The sequence below is a fragment of the Arthrobacter sp. MDT1-49-2 genome, assembly GCF_059090185.1.
In genome coordinates this window covers 88,509-109,730 of the sequence record NZ_JBNHFK010000003.1, presented here as the reverse complement: position 1 = coordinate 109,730, position 21,222 = coordinate 88,509, and the positions used below count along the sequence as shown (strand labels likewise).

Annotated in this window: 23 protein-coding genes; 10 read left to right on the top strand and 13 right to left on the bottom strand. The window is 67.2% G+C overall.

What is annotated here, in order from left to right; translation table 11 throughout:
- Nucleotides 1-50: 50 nt before the first annotated feature.
- From AC5RTS_RS05445 to AC5RTS_RS05435, 3 genes are read left to right on the top strand one after another with little or no spacing between them, the layout of a single operon-like run.
- Nucleotides 51-665, top strand: a complete 615-nt coding sequence (locus tag AC5RTS_RS05445; RefSeq protein WP_493991059.1) for a TetR/AcrR family transcriptional regulator — start codon at nt 51-53, stop codon at nt 663-665.
- A gap of 44 nt (nt 666-709) precedes the next feature.
- Nucleotides 710-934, top strand: a complete 225-nt coding sequence (locus AC5RTS_RS05440) for a DUF3107 domain-containing protein (protein ID WP_227903616.1) — start codon at nt 710-712, stop codon at nt 932-934.
- Nucleotides 935-985: 51 nt separating this feature from the next.
- A complete protein-coding gene (locus AC5RTS_RS05435; protein WP_493991058.1) occupies nt 986-1,252 on the top strand; it encodes a hypothetical protein in 267 nt (88 codons plus the stop codon).
- 111 nt (nt 1,253-1,363) lie between these two features.
- Here AC5RTS_RS05435 and AC5RTS_RS05430 read toward each other — a convergent pair whose 3' ends face one another.
- The gene (locus tag AC5RTS_RS05430; protein ID WP_493991057.1) at nt 1,364-2,461 is read right to left on the bottom strand and encodes an SGNH/GDSL hydrolase family protein; all 1,098 of its coding nucleotides are present in this window, start codon (nt 2,459-2,461) and stop codon (nt 1,364-1,366) included.
- A 75-nt stretch (nt 2,462-2,536) separates the two neighbouring features.
- Nucleotides 2,537-3,250 carry a ferritin-like fold-containing protein gene (locus AC5RTS_RS05425; protein WP_493991056.1) on the bottom strand — a complete coding sequence of 238 codons (714 nt, stop codon included), beginning with the start codon at nt 3,248-3,250 and terminating at the stop codon, nt 2,537-2,539.
- Between the two features lie 383 nt (nt 3,251-3,633).
- Here AC5RTS_RS05425 and AC5RTS_RS05420 point away from each other — a divergent pair, with 383 nt between their 5' ends.
- Nucleotides 3,634-5,352 (top strand): DEAD/DEAH box helicase, encoded by a 1,719-nt coding sequence (locus AC5RTS_RS05420; RefSeq protein ID WP_493991055.1) that lies wholly within the window; start codon nt 3,634-3,636, stop codon nt 5,350-5,352.
- Between the two features lie 13 nt (nt 5,353-5,365).
- The gene (locus tag AC5RTS_RS05415; protein ID WP_493991054.1) at nt 5,366-6,262 is read left to right on the top strand and encodes a DNA-methyltransferase; all 897 of its coding nucleotides are present in this window, start codon (nt 5,366-5,368) and stop codon (nt 6,260-6,262) included.
- Nucleotides 6,263-6,304: 42 nt separating this feature from the next.
- On the opposite strand, the gene AC5RTS_RS05410 is transcribed toward AC5RTS_RS05415, so the two are convergent.
- Nucleotides 6,305-7,168 (bottom strand): PHP domain-containing protein, encoded by an 864-nt coding sequence (locus AC5RTS_RS05410; RefSeq protein ID WP_493991053.1) that lies wholly within the window; start codon nt 7,166-7,168, stop codon nt 6,305-6,307.
- Between the two features lie 138 nt (nt 7,169-7,306).
- Between AC5RTS_RS05410 and AC5RTS_RS05405 the strand changes: the two genes are divergently transcribed.
- Nucleotides 7,307-8,875 carry an aminopeptidase P family protein gene (locus tag AC5RTS_RS05405; RefSeq protein WP_493991306.1) on the top strand — a complete coding sequence of 523 codons (1,569 nt, stop codon included), beginning with the start codon at nt 7,307-7,309 and terminating at the stop codon, nt 8,873-8,875.
- 115 nt (nt 8,876-8,990) lie between these two features.
- Here AC5RTS_RS05405 and AC5RTS_RS05400 read toward each other — a convergent pair whose 3' ends face one another.
- Entirely contained in the window at nt 8,991-9,917 is a 927-nt protein-coding gene (locus tag AC5RTS_RS05400) for a YflT domain-containing protein (RefSeq protein WP_493991052.1), read from the bottom strand.
- Nucleotides 9,918-10,035: 118 nt separating this feature from the next.
- On the opposite strand from AC5RTS_RS05400, the gene AC5RTS_RS05395 reads away from it, so the two are divergent.
- Genes AC5RTS_RS05395 through AC5RTS_RS05385 form a run of 3 tightly spaced genes read left to right on the top strand, consistent with a single transcriptional unit; the run spans nt 10,036 to nt 13,072 of the window.
- The gene (locus tag AC5RTS_RS05395) at nt 10,036-11,322 is read left to right on the top strand and encodes a magnesium transporter MgtE N-terminal domain-containing protein (RefSeq protein WP_493991051.1); all 1,287 of its coding nucleotides are present in this window, start codon (nt 10,036-10,038) and stop codon (nt 11,320-11,322) included.
- Complete coding sequence (locus tag AC5RTS_RS05390; RefSeq protein ID WP_493991050.1) at nt 11,315-11,899, top strand: DUF1003 domain-containing protein; 585 nt, start codon at nt 11,315-11,317, stop codon at nt 11,897-11,899. Before AC5RTS_RS05395 ends, AC5RTS_RS05390 begins: the two co-directional genes overlap by 8 nt.
- Before the next feature lie 9 nt (nt 11,900-11,908).
- On the top strand, nt 11,909-13,072 hold the full coding sequence (locus AC5RTS_RS05385; RefSeq protein ID WP_493991305.1) for an Mrp/NBP35 family ATP-binding protein: 1,164 nt from the start codon (nt 11,909-11,911) through the stop codon (nt 13,070-13,072).
- 79 nt (nt 13,073-13,151) lie between these two features.
- On the opposite strand, the gene AC5RTS_RS05380 is transcribed toward AC5RTS_RS05385, so the two are convergent.
- From AC5RTS_RS05380 to sigE, 3 genes are read right to left on the bottom strand one after another with little or no spacing between them, the layout of a single operon-like run.
- A complete protein-coding gene (locus tag AC5RTS_RS05380; protein ID WP_493991049.1) occupies nt 13,152-13,592 on the bottom strand; it encodes a twin-arginine translocase TatA/TatE family subunit in 441 nt (146 codons plus the stop codon).
- A 47-nt stretch (nt 13,593-13,639) separates the two neighbouring features.
- Complete coding sequence (locus AC5RTS_RS05375) at nt 13,640-14,566, bottom strand: anti-sigma factor family protein (protein ID WP_493991048.1); 927 nt, start codon at nt 14,564-14,566, stop codon at nt 13,640-13,642.
- A 3-nt stretch (nt 14,567-14,569) separates the two neighbouring features.
- Nucleotides 14,570-15,178 (bottom strand): RNA polymerase sigma factor SigE, encoded by a 609-nt coding sequence (sigE, locus tag AC5RTS_RS05370; RefSeq protein WP_493991047.1) that lies wholly within the window; start codon nt 15,176-15,178, stop codon nt 14,570-14,572.
- A 347-nt stretch (nt 15,179-15,525) separates the two neighbouring features.
- On the opposite strand from sigE, the gene AC5RTS_RS05365 reads away from it, so the two are divergent.
- Nucleotides 15,526-16,161, top strand: a complete 636-nt coding sequence (locus AC5RTS_RS05365; RefSeq protein ID WP_493991046.1) for an O-methyltransferase — start codon at nt 15,526-15,528, stop codon at nt 16,159-16,161.
- 60 nt (nt 16,162-16,221) lie between these two features.
- On the opposite strand, the gene AC5RTS_RS05360 is transcribed toward AC5RTS_RS05365, so the two are convergent.
- The 6 genes from AC5RTS_RS05360 to AC5RTS_RS05335 form a co-directional block, all read right to left on the bottom strand.
- Entirely contained in the window at nt 16,222-17,862 is a 1,641-nt protein-coding gene (locus AC5RTS_RS05360; protein ID WP_493991045.1) for a leucyl aminopeptidase family protein, read from the bottom strand.
- 10 nt (nt 17,863-17,872) lie between these two features.
- Nucleotides 17,873-18,040 carry a DUF3117 domain-containing protein gene (locus AC5RTS_RS05355; RefSeq protein WP_493991044.1) on the bottom strand — a complete coding sequence of 56 codons (168 nt, stop codon included), beginning with the start codon at nt 18,038-18,040 and terminating at the stop codon, nt 17,873-17,875.
- A 149-nt stretch (nt 18,041-18,189) separates the two neighbouring features.
- Nucleotides 18,190-19,383 carry a hypothetical protein gene (locus AC5RTS_RS05350; protein ID WP_493991304.1) on the bottom strand — a complete coding sequence of 398 codons (1,194 nt, stop codon included), beginning with the start codon at nt 19,381-19,383 and terminating at the stop codon, nt 18,190-18,192.
- A 43-nt stretch (nt 19,384-19,426) separates the two neighbouring features.
- The gene (locus AC5RTS_RS05345) at nt 19,427-20,005 is read right to left on the bottom strand and encodes a DNA-3-methyladenine glycosylase I (RefSeq protein ID WP_493991043.1); all 579 of its coding nucleotides are present in this window, start codon (nt 20,003-20,005) and stop codon (nt 19,427-19,429) included.
- On the bottom strand, nt 20,002-20,370 hold the full coding sequence (locus AC5RTS_RS05340; RefSeq protein WP_493991042.1) for a DivIVA domain-containing protein: 369 nt from the start codon (nt 20,368-20,370) through the stop codon (nt 20,002-20,004). The genes AC5RTS_RS05345 and AC5RTS_RS05340 overlap by 4 nt, the downstream gene beginning before the upstream one ends.
- Before the next feature lie 24 nt (nt 20,371-20,394).
- Nucleotides 20,395-21,159 (bottom strand): LOG family protein, encoded by a 765-nt coding sequence (locus AC5RTS_RS05335; RefSeq protein ID WP_493991041.1) that lies wholly within the window; start codon nt 21,157-21,159, stop codon nt 20,395-20,397.
- Nucleotides 21,160-21,222: the final 63 nt, after the last annotated feature.

Below are 21,222 nucleotides of genomic sequence, written 5' to 3'. Positions count from 1 at the left end.
GGTCATTGTCCGTGCAACGGACCGCGCCGGAACTGTTGAAAGGTCCACCAGTGAGTAACCAGGCAGCCGGCAAACCGGTTCGACTCCCGAGGGAGGAGCGCCGCCGGCAACTGCTGAGCGCCGCCCAGGAGGTGTTCGTAACGCACGGTTTCCATGGTGCGGCAATGGATGAGATTGCGGATGCCGCCCACGTCAGCAAGCCCGTGCTGTACCAGCATTTCCCGGGCAAGCGGGAACTGTATATGGCACTGCTGGATAACCACCTCAACACCCTGACCGAGTTCCTGGATACGGCCCTGAAGTCCACCACGGATAACAAACTGCGCGTGCGGGAAACCATGCGGGCCTATTTCCGTTTTGTTGCCCAGGACAGCCAGGGGCACCGGATGGTCTTTGAATCCGATCTGACCTCCGATGCCGAGGTCAGTGCCCGCATCGAGGAATTCAATGCCCGGTTCGCGAACAGTATTGCCGGCGTGATCGCCGAAGACACCAAGCTTTCCCCGCTGGAAGCCACGCTGCTGGGCCGGGCACTGGCCGGCATGGCGCAGGTCAGCGCGCGCTATTGGCTGGAAACCGACGGCGGTCTGGACATCGATGCCGCGTCCGAGCTGGTCTACCGTTTAGCTTGGCGCGGAATCAGCCGGTTCCCCAAAGAGATCTAGAGTAGATTTCGAGAAGTTCTTAATCGTTTACAGGAGGCACCACGGTGGAAGTAAAAATCGGCATTCAGAACGTAGCCCGCGAGATTGTCTTCGAATCCGGCCAGAGCGCCGATGAAGTTGCCGACGCCGTGGAGCAGTCCCTGGCCAGCGGCGCGCTGCTGCGCCTGAAGGATGTCAAGGGCCGCCTGATCGTGGTGCCCGGCGCTTCCATCGGCTATGTCGAGATCGGTGCCGAAGAGGTCCGTCGCGTCGGTTTCGGCGCCCTCTAGCCGCACCGCAGCCGGATTATGCTCAGCCTGATCCTTGTTACGCTGACCGCCGTGGCCGCAGGTCTTGCGGTCTGGGCTGCGGACCGGCACCGCGACAGATACGGTGTGCTGCTGCTTCCCGGGGTGTCCGTCTGCGCGGCCATCCTCACGTGGGTGGGCTTCCAGATGGCCGGAGCGGCATCGTTTGAATCCGCCTGGATCGGATGGGCGGTGCCGGCAGCGGTAGCCGTCCTGGCCCCGCTCATCGCCGTTGTACCCATCGGCCGCAGACGGGCAGCAACCGACGCAGCTGAACAGGACCGCATCCTTCGGCTCTGAGTCCGAACACCCCGCTTTGCAGTGCGGTAAAACTCCGCAGCCAAAAACACGGGACGGCGCTTCGGTGCCGTCCCGTGTTTTTTTGGTTTCCGTCCCGGCGATCCGGAGAGCCTACTGCACGGCGCGCGCGGGACGGCCGGAGGAAATCCCGCTGTCCACCGGAGCAATACGTTCCAGTTCACGGGCGAAAACCCCGGCTAACCTGGCGTGACCGTCGGGGCTCAGGTGCCGTCCGTCCGGTCGCAGCGCGCCGTTGATGCCGTACCGGGCCCACCAGTCCCCCGGGCTCAGGAACTGAAGCCCGGCCTCGGCGGCGGTAGCCGCGAGCAGCCGGTCCACGTCCCTCCGCGCACCGGTACCGTCTCCGATGACTCCCACCATAAGGATCCGTGCCGAGGGATAGCTCTGGCGTACATCGCTGATCAGCCGGCGGGCCCCGCCTTGGATTTCCGCCGCCGAATGGGCGGTGTCATTACCGCCGCCCTGCAGGATGACCAGTGCGGGGTCCCCCCACGGCAGCAGCCACTGGTGCGATTCAAGGGCCTCGGCGTAGGAGGAAACGGTTCCATTGCCGTGCGCAAAGCCGGTGCCGCCGGCGCCGCGCAGGATCGGCCGGTAGCCGGCCTGTACCAGTCCCTGACCCACCCAGGTGGTCATCGAGGTCTGGGAGTCGCCGATGACCAGGGCGGACTCGCCGACGCCGGGCACCACGCTCATCACCCGTCCGGTCCCGGGGTCATACATCAGTGAGCCGTTCTGGAAATCGGTGCGGAATCCGTGTCCGTGCGGATACTCCGAACGTATTGGAAACCCCAGCGACGCGCCCTCCGGGGTGTTCCAGACACCGTGGACGGCGCTGCGGACCCGGTGCGCTCCGGTTCCGGTATTCCACAGTTCCATCTGTGCCCCGATCTGGCGGCTGCACCCCGCGGCGTTACACGCCACGGTGCCCGCCTGCAGGTCCGCCGGCAGCCCGGCCTTCCGCCGGGTTTCCGCCAGCAACTGCAGATCCAGCCAGGCTTGCCGGGGAACACCGGCGGGCGCCCGGCCCGCCTTATGTCCTCCCGCGGTTATGGTCTTGGCTGCCGCGACCGGCTTGGCGTATCCGGGGCGGTCCGATCCGCCCGCTCCGGGGAACGGGCTGCACAGCAGCAGGCATGTCAGCACGGCAATCCCCGCCAGCCGCCGCGCATGAAGGACTGACCCCATTCGTTCCTCCGCGTTGGTTCCCCCGTGGCCGCCGGCCCTGGCCGTTGGCTCCATATGGGGGAAGCGTAGCGGCCCTCAGGCAGTTAACCCGAGAAGACTCATACGTTTCGAATGATTACGTGTCAGCTGTGCGGTCAGCGCCTTGATTTCGGCGTCGACGGCCTCACGGCCCTGCCCTTCGAGCAGTCCGCCGGGGAAGGCACGTTCCACCACCACGCGCTGGGCCTGGGTCAGGGCCTCGCCGACCAGGCGCCGGCCCCACAGGGCCAACCGGGAAGCGAGCCGGGGGTCGTCGGCCAGGGCCACCCTGAGGCGGTCCAGCAGGATCTCGCCCGTCTGCTCCGTCGCCTTCAGCCCCTGGATCAGGCTGTTGGTTTCGGCGTCCAGCCAGGAGGCAACGGCCTGGTAGAAGTCATCGGAGATGGCATCCGTGACGTAGAACTTCATCAGGGACTCGTACCAGTCCGCGGGCCGGGTCCGGTCATGGAAGGCGTCCACAGACGCCTGGAAGGGCCGCATGGCCTCTTCCGGGTCCACGCCCATAGCGGTCAGCCGCGTGCAGATGACTTCGAAGTGCGCATATTCATGCACGGCCAGGCGTCCGAGCGTGGCCCGGTCATGCAGCGTGGGGGAAAACCGCGCGTCGGAGGACATCCGTTCAAACGCCGAGAGTTCCCCGTAGGCAATAGCCCCGAACAGATCCGTCAGGAACCGCTGATACGTTTCGCCGGCGTCCTGCGCTTCAGTTGCGGAAGAGGCCGGCAGATCCGAATGATGCCCGTTAGTCATAACGGCCAGCGTACCCGGCGGCGGTGTCCCGAAGCACGGCGGCGGCGCGCCCGGGCGCCTCGACAGGACACGGATGCGGGGCGATCAGGGGGTGCCGGGTAGACTGGTGAGGTAGTAACTGGATGCCCGGTCGTCTGTCGTATGAATAGTCATGTGAAGTGCTCATGTGAAGTTATTGTTTTGACCAGACCCGCAAACCCTACGCGATCTTGAATTTTCGGCCGCCGCCGTGGCCAATGGAGCACAGGCGGCCCGCAGTTGTTAGCCCGCGATCGGCTTCCGCTGGACGCGCACCGCGCGCGTGCCATCCGCTCCGGGATGGGCTGTCTCAGCCACTCGTCGAGCCTGGCACCCGCGCGCTGCCTAAACTGAACGGTATTTAATTGAACACTGAACTTTCCCAGGTTGACGACGATCGTCACCTCACCGCAGATGACAGCAACGAAGAACTGACGGTTGCCGACAGCCTGGCCACCAAGGCCCAGGCTGCGGAGATCCCCGAACTGACCTTCGCTGATTTCGGCGTCCGTCCCGACATCGTGGAGTCCCTCGCCGACGCCGGAATCACCCACCCCTTCCCCATTCAGTCCATGACCCTCCCGGTTGCGCTGGGAGGGCATGACATCATCGGCCAGGCCAAGACCGGCACGGGTAAAACCCTCGGCTTCGGCATCCCGGCGCTGCAGCGCGTTGTCGCGCCCGAGGACGAAGGCTACGCGGACCTCGCCGTCCCCGGCGCCCCGCAGGCCCTGATCGTGGTGCCGACCCGTGAACTGGCCGTCCAGGTGGCCGGCGACCTCACCGCCGCCGCGCGCCGCCGCGGCGCCCGCATTGTCACGATTTACGGCGGCCGCGCCTACGAGCCGCAGATCGACGCCCTCGCTGCCGGCGTTGAAATTGTCGTCGGCACCCCCGGACGCCTGATCGACCTGTACAACAAAAAGCACCTCTCCCTGAAGAACGTGCGGATTGTGGTCCTCGACGAGGCCGACGAGATGCTGGACCTCGGCTTCCTGCCGGACGTGGAAACGCTCATGGCTGCCACCCCGGCGGTCCGCCAGACCCTGCTGTTCTCGGCCACGATGCCCGGTGCCGTCGTCTCCATGGCCCGCCGCTACATGACCAAGCCCACCCACATCCGCGCCGCCGATCCGGACGACGAAGGCCTGACCAAAAAAGACATCCGCCAGGTGGTCTACCGGGCGCACAACCTGGACAAGGCCGAGGTGGTGGCCCGTATCCTGCAGGCCCGCGGCCGCGGCCGGACCATCATCTTCACCAAGACCAAGCGCACCGCAGCGAAGCTCTCCGAGGAACTCGTGGACCGCGGCTTCGCCGTCGCCGCCATGCACGGTGACCTGGGCCAGGGCGCCCGCGAGCAGGCCATGCGTGCCTTCCGCAACGAAAAGGTGGACGTTCTGGTAGCCACCGACGTCGCCGCCCGCGGCATCGACGTCGACGACGTCACCCACGTGATCAACTACCAGTGCCCCGAAGACGAGAAGACCTACCTGCACCGCGTGGGCCGCACCGGCCGTGCCGGACACAAGGGCACCGCGGTGACCTTCGTGGACTGGGACGATGTTCCCCGCTGGGGCCTGATCAACAAGGCCCTGGGCATGGACCAGGCCGAGCCCGTGGAAACCTATTCCTCCTCCCCGCACCTTTTCACCGATCTGGATATCCCCGAAGGCACCAAGGGCCGGCTGCCGCGGAACAAGCGCACGCACGCGGGCATTGACGCCGAGAAGATCGAGGACCTGGGCGAAACCGGCAAGTCCGGCGGGCGCAGCGGCTCCTCCCGGGACGGCGGCCGCGGCCGTTCAGAGCGTGGCGGAGCGTCCCGTTCCGGCGCCCGCGAAGGATCCCGCAGCGGTTCCCGCGAAGGATCACGGCGCGGCGAGTCCCGGCGCAGCGGTTCCGGGCGCGGAGAGTCCCGTTCGGAGTCCCGCGGTGCCGACCGTCCGGCCGAATCGCAGCCGGCAGAGGCACGGGCGGCAGCACCCGCGGCCGACACGGCGGCAACGGACCGGCCCCGTCGCAGCCGCACGCGCCGCCGCAACGGTGAGGTCGTAGCCAAGACCAGCCCCACCGCCGAATAGCCGCAGCACTGCTATGAGCACCCCTCTGTGGACGCCGGACGGCGGGTCGCTGGTGGTACACGCGGATAACGCGGAGTTCCTCCCGACCCTGCCGGACGGCTCCTTCACCATGATTTACGTCGACCCGCCCTTCAACACGGGGCGCGCCCAGCGCCGCCAGCAGACCACCATGGTCCGCAGCGTGGACGGCAGCGGCGACCGGATCGGTTTCAAGGGCCGCAGCTACAGCACAGTCAAGGGGCTGCTCTCCAGTTACGACGACGCGTTCGAGGACTACTGGGCGTTCCTCGAGCCCCGGCTGGCGGAGGCCTGGCGCCTGCTTGCCGACGACGGCACCCTGTACGTCCACCTGGACTACCGTGAAGTGCACTACGCGAAGGTGATGCTGGACGCCCTGTTTGGCCGGGACTGCTTCCTGAACGAAATTATCTGGGCCTACGACTACGGCGGACGGGCGAAAAACCGCTGGCCGGCCAAGCACGACAACATCCTGGTCTATGTGAAGAACCCGGACGCCTACCACTTCGACAACGCAGAAGTGGACCGCGAACCATACATGGCTCCGGGACTGGTGACCCCGGAAAAGGTGGCGCTGGGCAAGCTGCCCACCGATGTCTGGTGGCATACCATCGTCTCCCCGACGGGCAGGGAAAAAACCGGCTACCCGACCCAGAAGCCCGAAGGCCTGCTGCGCCGTGCCGTGGCCGCCAGCAGCCGCGAAGGCGACTGGGTGCTGGACTTCTTTGCCGGATCGGGGACGCTGGGGGCGGTTGCGGCCAAGCTGGGCCGCAAATTCGTCTGCGTGGACGCGAACCCGCAGGCCATCGAGGTGATGTCCCGGCGGCTGGGCGCCGCCGCGTCAGTGGTTTCCGCCGAAACCGGCCGGCCCCTGCCCGCTGCAGGCGCCTGAACGGACCCTCTCGCCTCTCCGTAGAGGGAGCGCGCCCCCCGTTCAGCCGCCGTGCGGAAGGGAGCCGACGACGGCGCTGCCGGTGCCCAGTTCCGCGATGCGGGCCAGCACGGCGGGATCGGTGGTGTGCTCCGCCAGCCGGTTCGGCTTGCCCGTGCCGTGGTAGTCGCTGGAGCCCGTGACCAGCAGTGAGTTCTTCTCCGCAAGCCGGCGCAGCCACTGCCGGCCGTCTTCGGGATTGTCCCGGTGGTCAACCTCCACACCCAGCAGGCCGGCGTCGATCATCTCGTGGAAGGTCGCTTCCCCGACCACCCGGCCGCGTGAGGACGCCACCGGGTGCGCGAAGACCGGCACTCCCCCGGCCTGGCGCACCAGTTCCACGGCGCGGGCCGGATCCGGCGCATAGTGCGCCACGAAGTACGGGGACCGGGCGGTGAGGATCCCGCTGAACGCCGCCGAGCGGTTGGGCACTACTCCCGCCGCCACCAGGGCATCAGCGATATGCGGGCGGCCGATGGTGGCCCCGGGCGCCACCTGTTCCTGCACGGCGGCCCAGTCGATGGGAAAATCCTCGGCGAGGCGGGACACCATCAGTTCCGCCCGCGACACGCGCGCCGCACGGGACCGGGCAATTTCCTCCAGCAGCCCGGGATGCTCCGGATCGTGGAGGTAGGAGAGCACGTGCACGCTGATGCCCTCCGCGCTGCGGCAGGAGACCTCCATGCCCGGCACGAAGGCCAGGCCCAGATCCACGGCAGCCGCGGCGGCCTCGGCCCAACCCGCGGTGGTGTCGTGATCGGTCAGGGCCACGACGTCGACACCGGCGGCGGACGCTGAAGCCATGACGTCCGCCGGCCGTTCGGTGCCGTCGGAAACGCTGGAGTGGGTATGCAGATCGATTCTCACGAGTCCAATCTAACGCCCCGGCCTGCCTTCTCCCTGCCACGGCAACGGGTGCTGCCGGAACGGGTGTTTTGCCGCGTAGCAGGGCGGTGAGACGATGGATGGGTGACTACAGACGCTAACGCCTTCTCCGAAAAGGCACTGACAGAGAACACCCTGCCCGAACCCTCCGAGGGCCAGCCGCTCGAGGACCGGGTCAACAACCGCTCCCAGCGGCCCTCCTCCGAAGCGTTCAAGAAGTTCATGTCTTCCGGCTGGGCACCCCAGTCCGGCGAACTTCCGGAGCGTGACGCTGTGGCCGATTTCGCCGCACGCCGCCGCCGCGCCCTCTCGGAACGGTTCCCCGGGGAACGGCTGGTCATCCCGGCCGGCCCGTTGAAGGTCCGCTCCAACGACACGGACTACCGTTTCCGCGCACACTCCGGCTTTGCCCACATGACCGGCCTGGGACTGGACCGCGAGCCCGACGCCGTGCTGGTCATGGAGCCGGTGGAAAACGGCACCGGCGACGACGGCGGCAACCACACCGCCGTACTGTACTTCCGTCCCCTCGCCGGCACCGACAGCGACGAGTTCTACTCCAACGCCCGCTACGGCTCCTTCTGGATCGGGGACCGTCTCGGCCTGGAAGAGGTCAGCGCCCTGCTCGGCCTGCCCACCCGGCACCTGCAGGAAGCGGAAACCGCCATCACGAACAACGTGGGCGATCCGCAGTTCGGCGGCGTCTCCGTCCGGCTGCTGCGCGGCGTGGACGAAATGGTTGACGCCCTGGTGGACACCGTCCGGTACAACACCGCACTGGATCCGGAAAACGCGGACCTCAGCGCCCTGGATGCCCTGGACGGCGAGCTCACCGAAGCTCTTTCCGAACTCCGCCTGATCAAGGACGAGTGGGAAATCGAGCAGATGAAGGCAGCTGTGGCCGCCACCGTCAACGGCTTCACCGAAGTGGTCAAGTCACTCCCCCGCGCCATCTCCCACCCCCGCGGTGAACGCGTCGTGGAAGGCGCATTCTTCGCCCGGGCACGCGAAGAAGGCAACGACCTGGGCTACGACACCATTGCTGCTTCCGGCAACAATGCCACCGTGCTGCACTGGATCCGCAATAACGGCGCGGTCAAGGCCGGGGAGCTGCTCCTGCTCGACGGAGGCGTGGAAGCCGAAAGCCTCTACACTGCCGATGTCACCCGCACCCTGCCGGTCAACGGCAGCTACACCGAGGTCCAGCGCAAGGTCTACCAGGCCGTCCTGGATGCCGCCGACGCCGGCTTCGAAGCGGCCAAGCCCGGTGCCAAGTTCCGCGACGTGCACGCTGCGTCCGTGAAGGTCCTGGCCGAGCGCCTGGATTCCTGGGGCCTCCTGCCCGTGCCGCTGGAGGAAGCCCTTTCCCCCGAAGGCCAGCAGCACCGCCGCTGGATGCCGCACGGCGTCAGCCACCACCTCGGCATGGACGTGCACGACTGCGCCCAGGCCCGCGCGGAACTGTACCTGGACGGCACCATCACCGAGGGCATGGTGTTCACCATTGAACCGGGCCTCTACTTCAAGGACACCGACCTTGCGGTACCCGAGGAATACCGCGGCATCGGCGTGCGGATCGAGGATGACATCCTGATCACCGCCGACGGTCCCGTAAACCTCAGTGACGCCCTGCCGCGCAACCCGGACGACGTCGAAGACTGGATGGCCGGCATCTACGCCGCGGAATAGCTTCACCGCCCGGCTCGCAGTGGGTACGCAGAAGGCCCGCACTTTCATAAGTGCGGGCCTTCTTCTGCGCAGTGGCCGTTCCCTTAGGCGCGGTGCCGGTTAGGCGCGGTGCCGGTTAGGCGCGGTGCCGGCCCTCGCCGGAGTCATCGGAGGCGGGCTGCTGGGTGGGGCTCCCGGGTTCCTCCGGGGCCTTGTCCAGCGTGGGAGCCTGGCCCTGAGCACCCTGCGCGGAAGAACCGTGCTGAGGGGAAGCCTGGGCCGGAGCCTCCGGCCGGGGTGTGCGGCGGATACCGTACTGGGGGCGGCCGTCCGGCAGGTCGGGGAACTGGCCCCGCCGCGTCGCCCGGGGAGAGCTCTCCGGTGCCGAAGCGCCGGCCGGCGCCTGCGCGGAACCGTTCGGATCCTGCGGGGCGGTGTCAGCTGCGGGCCGGCCGTAGGGGTTGGCCCAACCGGAGGGACGCTCCGGTGCCTGCCCCTGCGGACCGTTGACCGGCGGATGAATGGCGGGGGCATCCGGTCGCGCACCGGGTGCCTGCGGATGTCCGGCCTGGCCCACCATCGGCAGCTGGTGCAGCAGCCGGCGGGCCTCATTGGCCGCCTCCGGGGACACAATCACGTCGTAGCTGGTGGCGATGACCTGGCTGGTGGAGGTGAAGTCCCTTCGCCCGCGCTGCAGAGCGTAGGCCAGTACGCCGAAGAGCACCCAGAAGACAGCGCCGAGCGCCATGGACGGAATCAGCGAGATCCCTGCGCCGCTGCCGCCGAAGAGCATCAGGGCCAGGCCCACAAAAAGGCCGAACCAGGCGCCCGTGGCCGCGCTGGACAGTGCCACGCGGGGATAGGTCAGCCGTCCGGTGACCCGTTCCACGGACTTGAGTTCGTTGCCGACAATCGAAACCATCTGCACCGGGAACTTGCTGTCCGCGAGGTAGTCGACGGCTTTCTGGGCGTCCAGGTAGGCGGTGTACCGTCCTACGGTTTCGCCCCTGGGCAGGCTGCGGCCTGCGTCCGGCTTGGGTGTGGCACCAAATAGGTTCGACATTTCCCTATTCTCTCGCATCGGCGTCACGGAAGGCGAACGTATCGCTGGCAGTGAACGGTCCGCTGCGGGCCTACCTCTTAATACGGCGTTAGCTGCAGGCACAAAGTAGCCTAAGAATGTGAGCACAAATCCTACCCGCGTCTTTATCGCGCGCCTGCTCGGCCTGGATGTCTTTGACCCGCTCGGTGACCGTCTGGGGCGGCTGCGCGACGCCGTCGTGCTCGACCGCGGCCCGGGCCGGCCGCCGCAGGCCGTGGGCATTGTGGTGGAGGTGCCCGGCAAGAAACGCGTTTTTGTCCCCCTGACCCGCATCACCTCCATGGACCCGGGGCAGATCATCTGTACTGGGCTGGTCAACCTGCGCCGCTTCGAACAGCGCGGCGCGGAGATGCTGGTGGTCGCCGAGCTCTTTGACCGCCGGGTGAGCCTGCGCGACGGCAGCGGTGACGCCACCATCGAAGACATAGCCATTGAGCAGAACCGTGCCGGGGACTGGCATGTGTCCAATCTCTTTGTGCGCCGCGGCGGGTCTGAGTCCCGGCTGCGGTCCCTGCGCCGGCGCGGCGAGCAGATCATCGTGGACTGGAAGGACATTGTCCACTGGGATACTTCCGGGCCGCAGGCGGCGACGTCCTTCGTTGCCCAGAATGATGATCTGAAGGCCGCCGACTTCGCCGAGGCACTGCATGAAATGAGCGGAAAGCGCCGCATTGAAGTCGCCAGCGAACTTCAGGATGAACGCCTTGCAGACGTGCTCCAGGAACTCCCCGATGATGACCAGGTCGAGATCCTGCAGTCCCTGGACGTGGAACGGGCGGCCGATGTGCTGGAGGAGATGGACCCGGATGACGCCGCCGACCTGCTCAACGAGCTGCCGGAGGAGCAGAAGGAAGAACTGCTGCAGCTGATGGAGCCCGAAGACGCCCGCGACGTCCGGCGCCTGATGAACTATGAGGAAGACACCGCCGGGTCGCTGATGACTCCGGTCCCGGTTATCCTGCCGCCCGAGGCCACGGTGGCGGAGGCACTGGCCCATGTGCGCCGGGAAGAGCTCACCCCTGCCCTGGCCTCCTCCATCTACGTGTGCCGTCCCCCGCTGGAAACGCCTACCGGAAAGTATCTCGGCGTCGTCCACATCCAGCAGCTGCTCCGCTCCGCTCCCCCGGAGGCCCTGGGCAACATCCTGGACACGGATCTTGAGCCTGTCCGCGACTACGCCACCATCAGCGAGGTGTCGCGGATGCTGGCCACCTACAACTTGAATTCATTGCCGGTGATCAGTGACGCCGGACGGCTGGTCGGGGCGGTGACGGTGGACGATGTGCTGGACCACCTGTTGCCGGACGACTGGCGCGTGTCCGACGAAACCGGCCCGATAACGCAGCAGGGAAGGAAAAATGGCTGAGAAGATCAAGTCAACAACCACCGGCCTGGACACTCCCCGCACTGCACGGACGCGGTGGCTGCCGCGGCTCTCCCCCAACCCGGACGCCTTCGGCCACGCCACGGAGAACTTTGCCCGGTTCATGGGTACCCCGCAGTTCCTGGTCTACATGACCGTTTTTTGTGCGGTCTGGCTCATTTGGAATACGTGGGGGCCGGAATCGGCACGCTTTGACAGCGCTGCGCTCGGCTTCACTGTCCTCACCCTGATGCTCTCGCTGCAGGCGTCCTATGCGGCACCGCTGCTGCTCCTGGCCCAGAACCGGCAGGATGACCGGGACCGCGTCTCCGTCCGCCAGGACCGTGAACGCGCCGAGCGCAACCTGATGGACACCGAGTACCTCACCCGGGAAATCGCCGAGCTGCGCATTGCCCTGCGTGAGGTTGCCACCCGGGACTACGTACGGTCCGAAATCCGCGGGCTGCTGGAAGAACTGCTCGAGGCCAATGATGAAGACGGCGGCACCAGGCGGCGCCGGCGCAATTCCGAGGGGGCGGACACCATGCCCAAACTCAATCCCGGCGGGAGGGACAGCTAGGCCGTGACACTGCCCGAAGCCGCTTCTCCGCTGGAAGCACAGGTTCGCCGCGCCCTCGACGGCGTCCAGGACCCGGAGCTGCGCCGGCCCATTACCGAGCTCGGCATGCTCAAGGACGTCACTGTGGACGCCGCCGGGAATGTCGCGGTGCAGGTTCTGCTGACCATCGCCGGCTGCCCGTTGCGCGGCACCATCACCGCCGACGTCGAACGTGCCCTCGCCGCGGTGCCCGGCGTCGGCAGTGTGGGCGTGGAGCTGGACGTAATGACGCCCGAACAGCGCAACGCGCTGAAGGACCGGCTGCGCGGCGGCGACCCGGTGCGCACCATCCCGTTCAACCGGCCTGACTCACTCACCCGCGTTTACGCGGTGGCCAGCGGGAAGGGCGGCGTGGGCAAGTCCAGCGTGACGGTGAACCTTGCGGCGGCCATGGCCGCCCAGGGGCTCCGCGTAGGGATTGTCGACGCCGATGTGCACGGGTTCTCCGTGCCGGGGCTGCTGGGCATCACCCAGCCTCCCACGCGGGTGGATGAGATGATCCTGCCTCCGGTGGCCTACGGGATCAAGACCATTTCGATCGGCATGTTCGTGGAGGGAAACCAGCCGGTGGCCTGGCGCGGGCCGATGCTGCACCGTGCGCTGGAACAGTTCCTCACGGACGTCTACTTCGGGGACCTGGACGTGCTGTTCCTTGACCTTCCCCCGGGTACCGGGGACATTGCCATTTCCGTGGGGCAGCTGCTCCCGGGATCGGAAATCCTCCTGGTCACCACCCCGCAGAGCGCGGCAGCGGATGTCGCTGAGCGGGCCGGCAGCGTGGCCCGGCAGACCGGGCAGAAAGTCGCCGGGGTCATTGAGAACATGTCCTGGCTGGCGCTGCCGGGCGGGGAACGCCTGGAGGTCTTCGGGTCCGGCGGAGGCGCAGCGGTTTCCGGACGGCTGGGAGATGCCCTCGGGTACGCGGTTCCGCTGTTGGGAAGCATTCCCCTGGATGTGTCCCTGCGCGAGGGCGGCGATGACGGCCGGCCGGTGGCACTCAGCCTGGGCAGCAGTGCAGAAGAAGCCCCCGCCGGGGAAGAGACGGCAGCAGCGGAACTGCGCAGGATTGCACGGGAGCTCGCGCGGCGTCCCCGCGGACTTTCCGGCAGGAACCTGGGAGTCAGTCCCGTCTAGGAACGCGGACGGGCTGCACCGCGCCAGACGGGCTCCGCTACGGGCGGGCTGCCCTGCCGGAGGACCGGACGGAGCGGCTCTACGTGGCCTCTACATCAAAAGGTGCGCGCTGGCCCGCGGCCAGACGCTCAAGCGGCTTCACCGCGGGCGGGCGGGATGCAGCGGGTGCGGCCGGGGACTTCGCCAGGCTCGGGGCCGTCCCGGCGCCCGCCGGGGAAGGCGCCGGTGCCGGAGGGCGGGCAGCTACCGGTTTGGCGGCGTCGTCGAAGTCATCAAGCAGCGCTTCCTTGATGATGCGGCGGGGATCGTACTGACGCGGGTCCATCTTGCGCCAGTCGACCTGGTCAATCTCGGGGCCCACTTCCTCCCGCAGCTGCTCACGCGCTCCGGTGGCCATCCTGCGTACTTCCCGAACCAGCCGGGCCAGTTGCGAGGCGTATTCGGGCAGGCGCTCAGGACCCAGTATCACCACGGCGATGATCGCCAGGATGATGAACTCGTAACCGTTGATTCCTACCACTCTTGAAGACTACCTTTTTGCGGGAGCCTGGAGCCACTTGCCGCCATCTAGAGCGCCCAGCCGGTGCGCGAGAACACGGCCAGGCCGCGGACTATCCGTTCCACGGGCTCGGGCTCGGCGGCAGGCCGGTCGAGGCGGGCGGATTCCATGACCGACATTTCCTCCACGGCACGGGGCAGGGTCTTCACCGGCAGCGTGGAATCAAACGTGTAGGTGACGCTCCCCGCGGCCACTACCACCTGCCCGGGATTCCCATCCGCCCCAAACACTGCGGGGCCTTCCGTCGACCCGGTCACGGTGAAGCCGTCCGCAGCAACCGCCCGGCCGCTGACCGCGTTGATCACCGGCTGGCGGTTTTCACCGGGCAGCGGATGCTGTTCCACCAGCCGGATCTGCTCCCCGTTCCCGGTAAACGTCATTTCGACGGCGGGACGGCCGGCCACCTCGAGGGGGCGGGCGGACTCCAGCGTCAGGCCCAGGTCCGCAAATTCAGGACAGGACCATCCGTGCGCCCGCAGCAGGGCGAGCTGCTCCGGCCCCAGTGTGTCGGAGCCTCCGGTTACCGTATGCCAGCCGGATGCCATGGCTGCCGGCGTTCCCGCAACGGCAGGAACCTCCAGCACGGTGCCGGCAATGTAGGCTCCGGCCAGCAGCACGGCGCCCGCCGCGGCCACTGCCCCGGCGGCGGCAAGCACATGGCTGCGCCCGTCGAGGTTGGGCTTTGTCGGCGCGCCGACCATTCCCGCGCCTGAGGCCGCTGCATCGCAGGCCACGCTGAGGTTGATCCTGTCCTTGAGCTCCGGTGCGGCCGCCGGCACCCTCAGTGAGCGCAGGCGGCTGCGGAGCCGGCGTTCTTCGGCCACCCTGGCCCGGCACAGCGAGCACCGGGCAAGGTGCGCTTCGATGGCCTGCACCCGGCGGGGCGGCATTTCGGCATCAATGTAGTCGCGGAGGTGCCGCGTGGGGTGTCGCACTGCTCAGCTGGCTCCTGCAACCCGGGGAAGCTTCAGGCGCGGCATGCCCGCAGGGCGAAGCTGCGGGTCCCTGTGGGCGAGCTTTTCCTTCAGCATCGCCCTGCCGCGGTGGATCCGGGACCGGACGGTCCCCAGCTTCACGTCCAGGACCCTGGCCACTTCGTCATAGGACAGTCCCTCGAGATCGCACAGGACCACAGCTGCCCGGAAATCGGGCGGCAGTTCCTCCAGCGCCCGGGCAATATCGACATCGAGGTTGTTGAACTCAAAACTGCGTTCGGGACCCGGTCCGTTGCTCGGAAGCCGGCTCTGGGTCTCTTCCGTCATTCCGTCAAACCGGATGCGGCTGCGCCGCCGCGCCTGGTCCAGGAACAGGTTGGTGGTGATCCGGTGCAGCCACCCGTCCAGCGTGCCGGGCTGGAAGTTCGCCAGGGAACGGAAGACCCGGACAAAGACTTCCTGCGTCAGGTCCTCGGCGTCATGCTTGTTGCCGGTCAGGCGGTAGGCCAGCCGGTATACCTTGGCCGAATGTGCCTCCACAACTTCTTCCCACGTGGGGCGCACCCATTGAGCAGCGGTGTCAGCTGCAGTGGTTTCCGGCGTCGTCGCCATGGCCTTCCTCCTTCCGTCCGGCCGGCCGCCTCCCTGAGCAGCCTGCACGTTCCATAGGCCCGGAATACCGGGATCGGCCCGTCGAGGCGGCTTCAAAAGATCCATGCGGATCGGGAAACGGAATCTGCGTTGAGAGACTGGATGCGCCGAAAGCCCTGCGCTTCACCCCTGACCGCCCATGGCGTCCGCACATCCAATTAACAATGTTTACGCATGAATCTGAGAGTTGGCTGTTAGCACGCAGTTAGAACCTGGACAAGACGCTCCGGCAATGCGTACGCGGTTAGTCCGCCGGTGGCCTTAAGCTTGTCAAAGCAAGAACCCCTCCGGACCGAAAGTGAACCCCCATGCGCGCCGACAAGCAGACCAGTTGGTCCTACACGGAGGCTTTGCCTACCGAGGATGAGGTGCTGCTCCGCGCGCGCGAGAGGTCCTACGAGCTTGGCGTCAGCGCCGTCTCCAGCGGAGTGGGCGCCGCACTGACCGTGTTGGCGGCCGCCAGCAAGGCTGCCACCGTCGTGGAAGTCGGAACGGGCGCCGGAGTCTCCGGGGTCTGCCTGCTGCGCGGGCTTGGCCGCAACGCCGTCCTGACCACCATCGACTCCGACGTCGACCATCTGCGTGCCGCCCGCGAAGCCTACGCGGAGGCCGGGATTCCCGGGAACCGCACCCGCACCATCTCCGGCCGGGCCGCGGAAGTGCTTCCCCGGCTGACCGACGCCGCCTACGACATGGTGTTCATCGACGCGGACAAAGCCTCGTTCCCGCTCTACGTTGACCAGGGCGTACGGCTGCTCAAGCGCGGCGGCCTGCTGGTAGTCAACGATGCCCTGGACCACGGCAAGGTGGCCGATCCGGCGGTGCGCGAAGCAACCACCAACACCCTGCGGAAGGTCGGCAAAGCCATCCGCGAGAATGAGAATCTCGCCTCGGCCATGCTTCCCACCGGTGACGGACTGCTGCTGGCAGTTAAGACGGCTTAGCCAGCCGCGCCGCTCCGGACGGCCGCCCCGCCCCGGGACGGCCTGGAGTCTCCCGGTGTCCTACTGAAGCCCGGGTTTCCCCTGGCCGGCCAGGTAGGACAGCAGCAGCCGTACACCGAACCCGGTGGCCCCCTTGGTCAGTTCACGGGTGTCCTTGCCGGTGTGTGAAGGACCGGCAATGTCAATGTGCGCCCACGGGACGTCCGCAGTGAATTTCTGCAGGAACAGCGCTGCGACAATCGCCCCGGCACCGAACTTGGCCTTCACCGGCGCGATGTGCGCGACGTCGGCTATGTCGGACTCGAGCACGGCGGCATATTCAGAAACCAGCGGCAGCTGCCAGACGGCGTCGCCGGATGCGGCGCCGGCAGCCTCCAGCCGGGCCAGCATGTCGGGATCGTCGCCGAACAGTGCGGCGTGATGGTTGCCCAGCCCTACTGCGGCGGCGCCGGTCAGGGTTGCCACGTCAATGAGCGTGTCCGGGGCCAGTTCCGCCGCCGCATACGCCAGGGCATCGGCAAGAACCATCCGCCCCTCGGCATCGGTATTGCCTACCTCAACCGTAGTTCCGTTGTAGGTGCGCACAACGTCCGCGGGCCGGTAGGACGCGGCGCCAATCGCGTTCTCGGCAAGGGCCAGCACAGCCGTTACCTTCACGGGAAGCTTTAGCTCCGCTGCGGCCGCAACCACGGCCAGCACGGCGGCAGCGCCTGCCATATCCGTCTTCATGGTCATCATGGCGTCCCGGGGCTTGAGCGAAATGCCCCCGGAATCGAACGTGATGCCTTTGCCCACGAGGACAACATGCGGGCCGTTTGCGGCGCCTTCCGGAAGATAGGCGGCTTCCACCAGCCGCGGCGGATTCTCTGACCCCGAGCCCACCGCAAGCAGCCCGCCGAATCCTTCGGCGCTGAGTTCGTCTTCGGTACGTACGCGCACGCGCAGTCCGCTCCGCTCCCCCAGGATCCGGGCCTGGTCCGCCAACCACGCGGGGGTGGCCGTGGCAGCGGGAATGTTCGTCAGGTCCCGGGCCGTCCATACGGCCCTCGCCGTGGTGATGGCGCGGGAGACGGCAGCAGTGTCCGCGCCGGTAAGTTCAAGATGCGCCGCAATCGGCGCGGGCGCAGGGGTAACCCCGGTCCGGGGAACCCGGTAGCCGCCCAGCAGGAAGCCCTCGGTGAAAGCCTCCTGTGCTGCCGGTTCCAGACCGTCCACGGCGGCAGCCCGTACCCGCCTGGCTCCCATCGTTGCCCGGGCGAGAGCTGCGCCGGCACGCCGCAAGGCGGCCAGCGACTCGTCCCCTACGCCCACATAGATGAGTCTTCCGGGGAGACCGGTGGAATCCCGCGGCGGTTCAACCACCAGGATTTCGCCGGCCCTGCCCGTGACCCGGGCGTTCCGTGCCCGTACGGCAATGTCAGCACCGTACCGGACGGCGGCTTCCACGGCGCCGGGACGCGGCTGCGGAACCGGGACATCGTCGTCGTCGTCCTGTCCCGGACCCGCAGCCGGCGCCGGAGCCATAGCAACAGCCAGTACGTCCACTCCCTCCCCCGCAGCCGGATCCAGGCCGCCGCCGGGCGCCTGCGTCCCGTCAGCAGAACCGAGCGATGCCAGAACAGTGACTTCGGGCAGCGACGCTGTGGGGAACGGAGCGGCCGCACCGGCGGCCTTGGACGTGGGCTTGGAAGGCAGCTGCATGGTTTAAAGGCTAGCCCGTCACTCCCAAAAGGCATTCCTTCAGCTTGCCGGCCTCTTCGACGTTGAGCTCAACCACCAGGCGCCCTCCGCCGTCAATCGGCACCCGCAATATGAGGCTGCGCCCCTCCTTTGTAACCTCCATGGGTCCGTCACCCGTACGCGGTTTCATCGCAGCCATATCTAAGATTCCCCTTTCACAGTGCGCCGGTTTTACCGGATCACCTGTAATCCGCTGCCTGCGAAATAAACAATCCCGCGGGCAATTGCTGTCATTATTCCGTACAAGTGGCAACCAGAGGAAATTTCGTGTGTTCCGGGCCACAACGGCTACGGCGGATAGTCCCCGCCTCCGGGCAGCGGGGTCCACCGCCAGAGCCAGGCCACCCAGACAATCTGCAGCACCGCGAAGGTCACCACCACGGTTCCCCGGTACGCCCGGGACCGGCTGAGCCACGCCGCCGAAAGCGCCAGCGGAAAGAGCGGCAGCAGCAGACGGAAGGTGCTTGTCTGCGGGTTCAGGAAGACCAGCAGGTACAGCAGATACGACGCGCACCACAGCTGGAGTTCCAGTCCCAGCCGCCGCACCGGCGGTGAAGTCAGGTACAGCGCCATGGCCAGGAGAAGGACCGCCAGCAGGACAGGGCCGAAAACCGGGCCGACGAGGTTTTCCGCCATGGTCAGCCATGGCTTGAACGGCACCAAATCACCGAACCGCCAGGCGCTCTCGGTATCCGTATAGGCCCGTATGTCTCCCGTCCCAGCCCAGGCGAGCGCCGGCCAGGCCAGCGCCGCCGCACCGGAAACTGCCGTCAGGGCCGTAAGGCTCCAGGCTTCACGCCCGGGGAATCCTGCCTGTCCGCGCCGTGCAAGGCGGATCAGCAGAATCAGGCCCACGGTCAGGGCAAACGGCACACCCACCGGCCGGGACAGGCACATCAGCACCACCACCGGAATAGCGGTTAGGTACCGCCGCTCAAGGAGCAGGTACAGGGCACCGGCCAGCAGCAGCAGGTTCAGGGCTTCCGCGTAGGGAATCTGCAGGATGGGCGACACCGGGAAGACGGCTACAAACAGCACCCCCCACAGGGCTGTCCCGCGGCCTGCCCGCAGCCGGAACAACCGGTAAATCACCAGGGCGGCGGCAGCGCCCGCCACCATGGCGACAATCGGCGCAAGTACGTTCCAGCCGAGTCCGGTCACCGCGTCCAGGCCGCGGACCACCAAAGGAAACAACGCGTAAAACGCCCACTCGTTTTCAAGCGCTTTCCCCGCCGGATCCCTCGGGACGGCGTCCGGATAGCCATTCTCATAGATACGCGAATACCACTCGGCGTCCCAGATATTGATGAACTGCCAATACGTCGGGGACGGACCCCACCACGGCCCGGCCGGCTGGAACCGTGCAACAGCTGCCAGCACCGCCAGCGAGAAGAGCCGCGCGGCGGCCCACAGGGCAAGGACCTGGAGATACCAGGGCCACCGGGAGAAAGCGGCGGATGCCCGCCCCGCAGCAGTCCGCATCCGGGCATGCACCCGTGAGGTGGTGGCGGTTTCCTGCGGACGGTCAGCCACTGTGACGGACCCAGCAGGAGGCCAGATGGTCATTGACGTACCCGGTGGCCTGGAGCATGGCATACGCGGTAATCGGACCGACAAAACGGAATCCGCGTTTTTTCAGATCGGCTGCGAGCGCCGCGGATTCCGGTGTGGACGCGGGAACCTCGGCAGAGGTGCGGGGGGCCGGCCTGTCCCCCGGGGCACGGTAGCGTTCCAGCAGACTGTCCAGGCCGCCGGCATCCGGCAGCATCAGCAGCGCGCGCGCATTCGAAATCACCGCATCGATCTTCGCAGCGTTGCGCACAATGCCCGGGTCAGCCAGCAGCCGTTCCCTGTCGGCGTCGCCGAAAGCCGCCACCGCCACCGGATCGAAGTCCGCGAACGCTGCACGGAATGCCTCCCGCTTGCGCAGGATCGTGATCCAGCTGAGCCCGGATTGGAAGGCTTCCAGGCTGAGCCGTTCAAAAAGTGCACGGTCGCCCTCTACCGGCCTGCCCCATTCCGTGTCGTGGTAGTGCTGATAATCCAGGCTCGCCAGCGCCCATCCGCAGCGCAGCTGCCCGTCCGCGCCGGGCAGGGCGCTCACTTAGCCTCTCCGTCCGGCGCCGCGTCCTGGCTGCGGGCCCGACGGTCCGCCTCCAGTTGGCCGATCCGTTCGTCCTTCTCGGCCAGGGTCCGGGCCAGCCGGTCCAGGACCGCATCCACCTGGTCCATCCGGTACCCCCGCGGGGCGACGGAGAACCGCAGGCGCGCGATGTCATCCGCGTCCGGATCCTCCGGCAGCAGCACCGGAGGCAGCCTCGGATCCGGCTCCGCCAGGCCCTGCACTTCCGCGGGCCCCCGGACCGTCTCGGAGCCGTGCTCCGGCGAAGCGCTTCGCAGCCGGCCGGCGGAGAACATCGCCGCCACGCCCAGGACGGCAATGGCAAGGAATACCAGAAGGAGTGTCACAGGACCATCGTGCCAGATGCGCTGCTACGGCGAGACGTGGCCGGCGCTGTCCGCAATCATCAGCCGGACTGCCTCGGCCGGGTCATCCACCACGTGAATGAGCTTCAAATCCGTTTCCGCCACCATGCCCTCGGCCAGCAGTGTCTCGCGGATCCAGTCCAGCAGCGGGTTCCAGAAATCCGAACCCACCAGCACAATCGGGAAGGAAGTTACCTTCTGCGTCTGCACCAGGGTCATGGCCTCAAACAGTTCATCCAGCGTGCCGAAACCGCCCGGCAGCACAATGAAACCCTGGGCGTACTTCACGAACATCGTTTTCCGCACAAAGAAATAGCGGAAGTTCACCCCCAGGTCCACCCATTCGTTGAGCCCGGTTTCGAAGGGCAGTTCGATCCCCAGGCCGACGGACAGCCCGTCCGCGCCCACCGCGCCCTTGTTGGCCGCCTCCATCGAGCCCGGCCCGCCCCCGGTGATCACGGCCAGCCCTGCTTCCGCCAGCAGCCGGCCCACCTCCTCGCCCAGCTTGTAATAGCGCGAGCCCGGCACACTGCGGGCTGATCCGAAGACACTGACGGCCGGCCCCAGTTCGGAGAGGGTGCCGAACCCCTCCACGAATTCGCTCTGGATCCGCAGAACCCGCCAGGGGTCGGTATGCGTGAAATGGCTGGTTCCTGCGGTGTCCAGCAGGAACCGGTCCGACTGCGGCGTCAGGGCGGCGCCGCGGCGCAGCTCCACCGGTCCGCGCTTCCGCGAGCCATTCTGGGTCAGGTGCTCTTCACTCGTAGGCATGCCTCTAGGCTAGCCGGGATGGCGCCGCTGGCAACGGGATCATACGCATCGGGCCGCATCCCC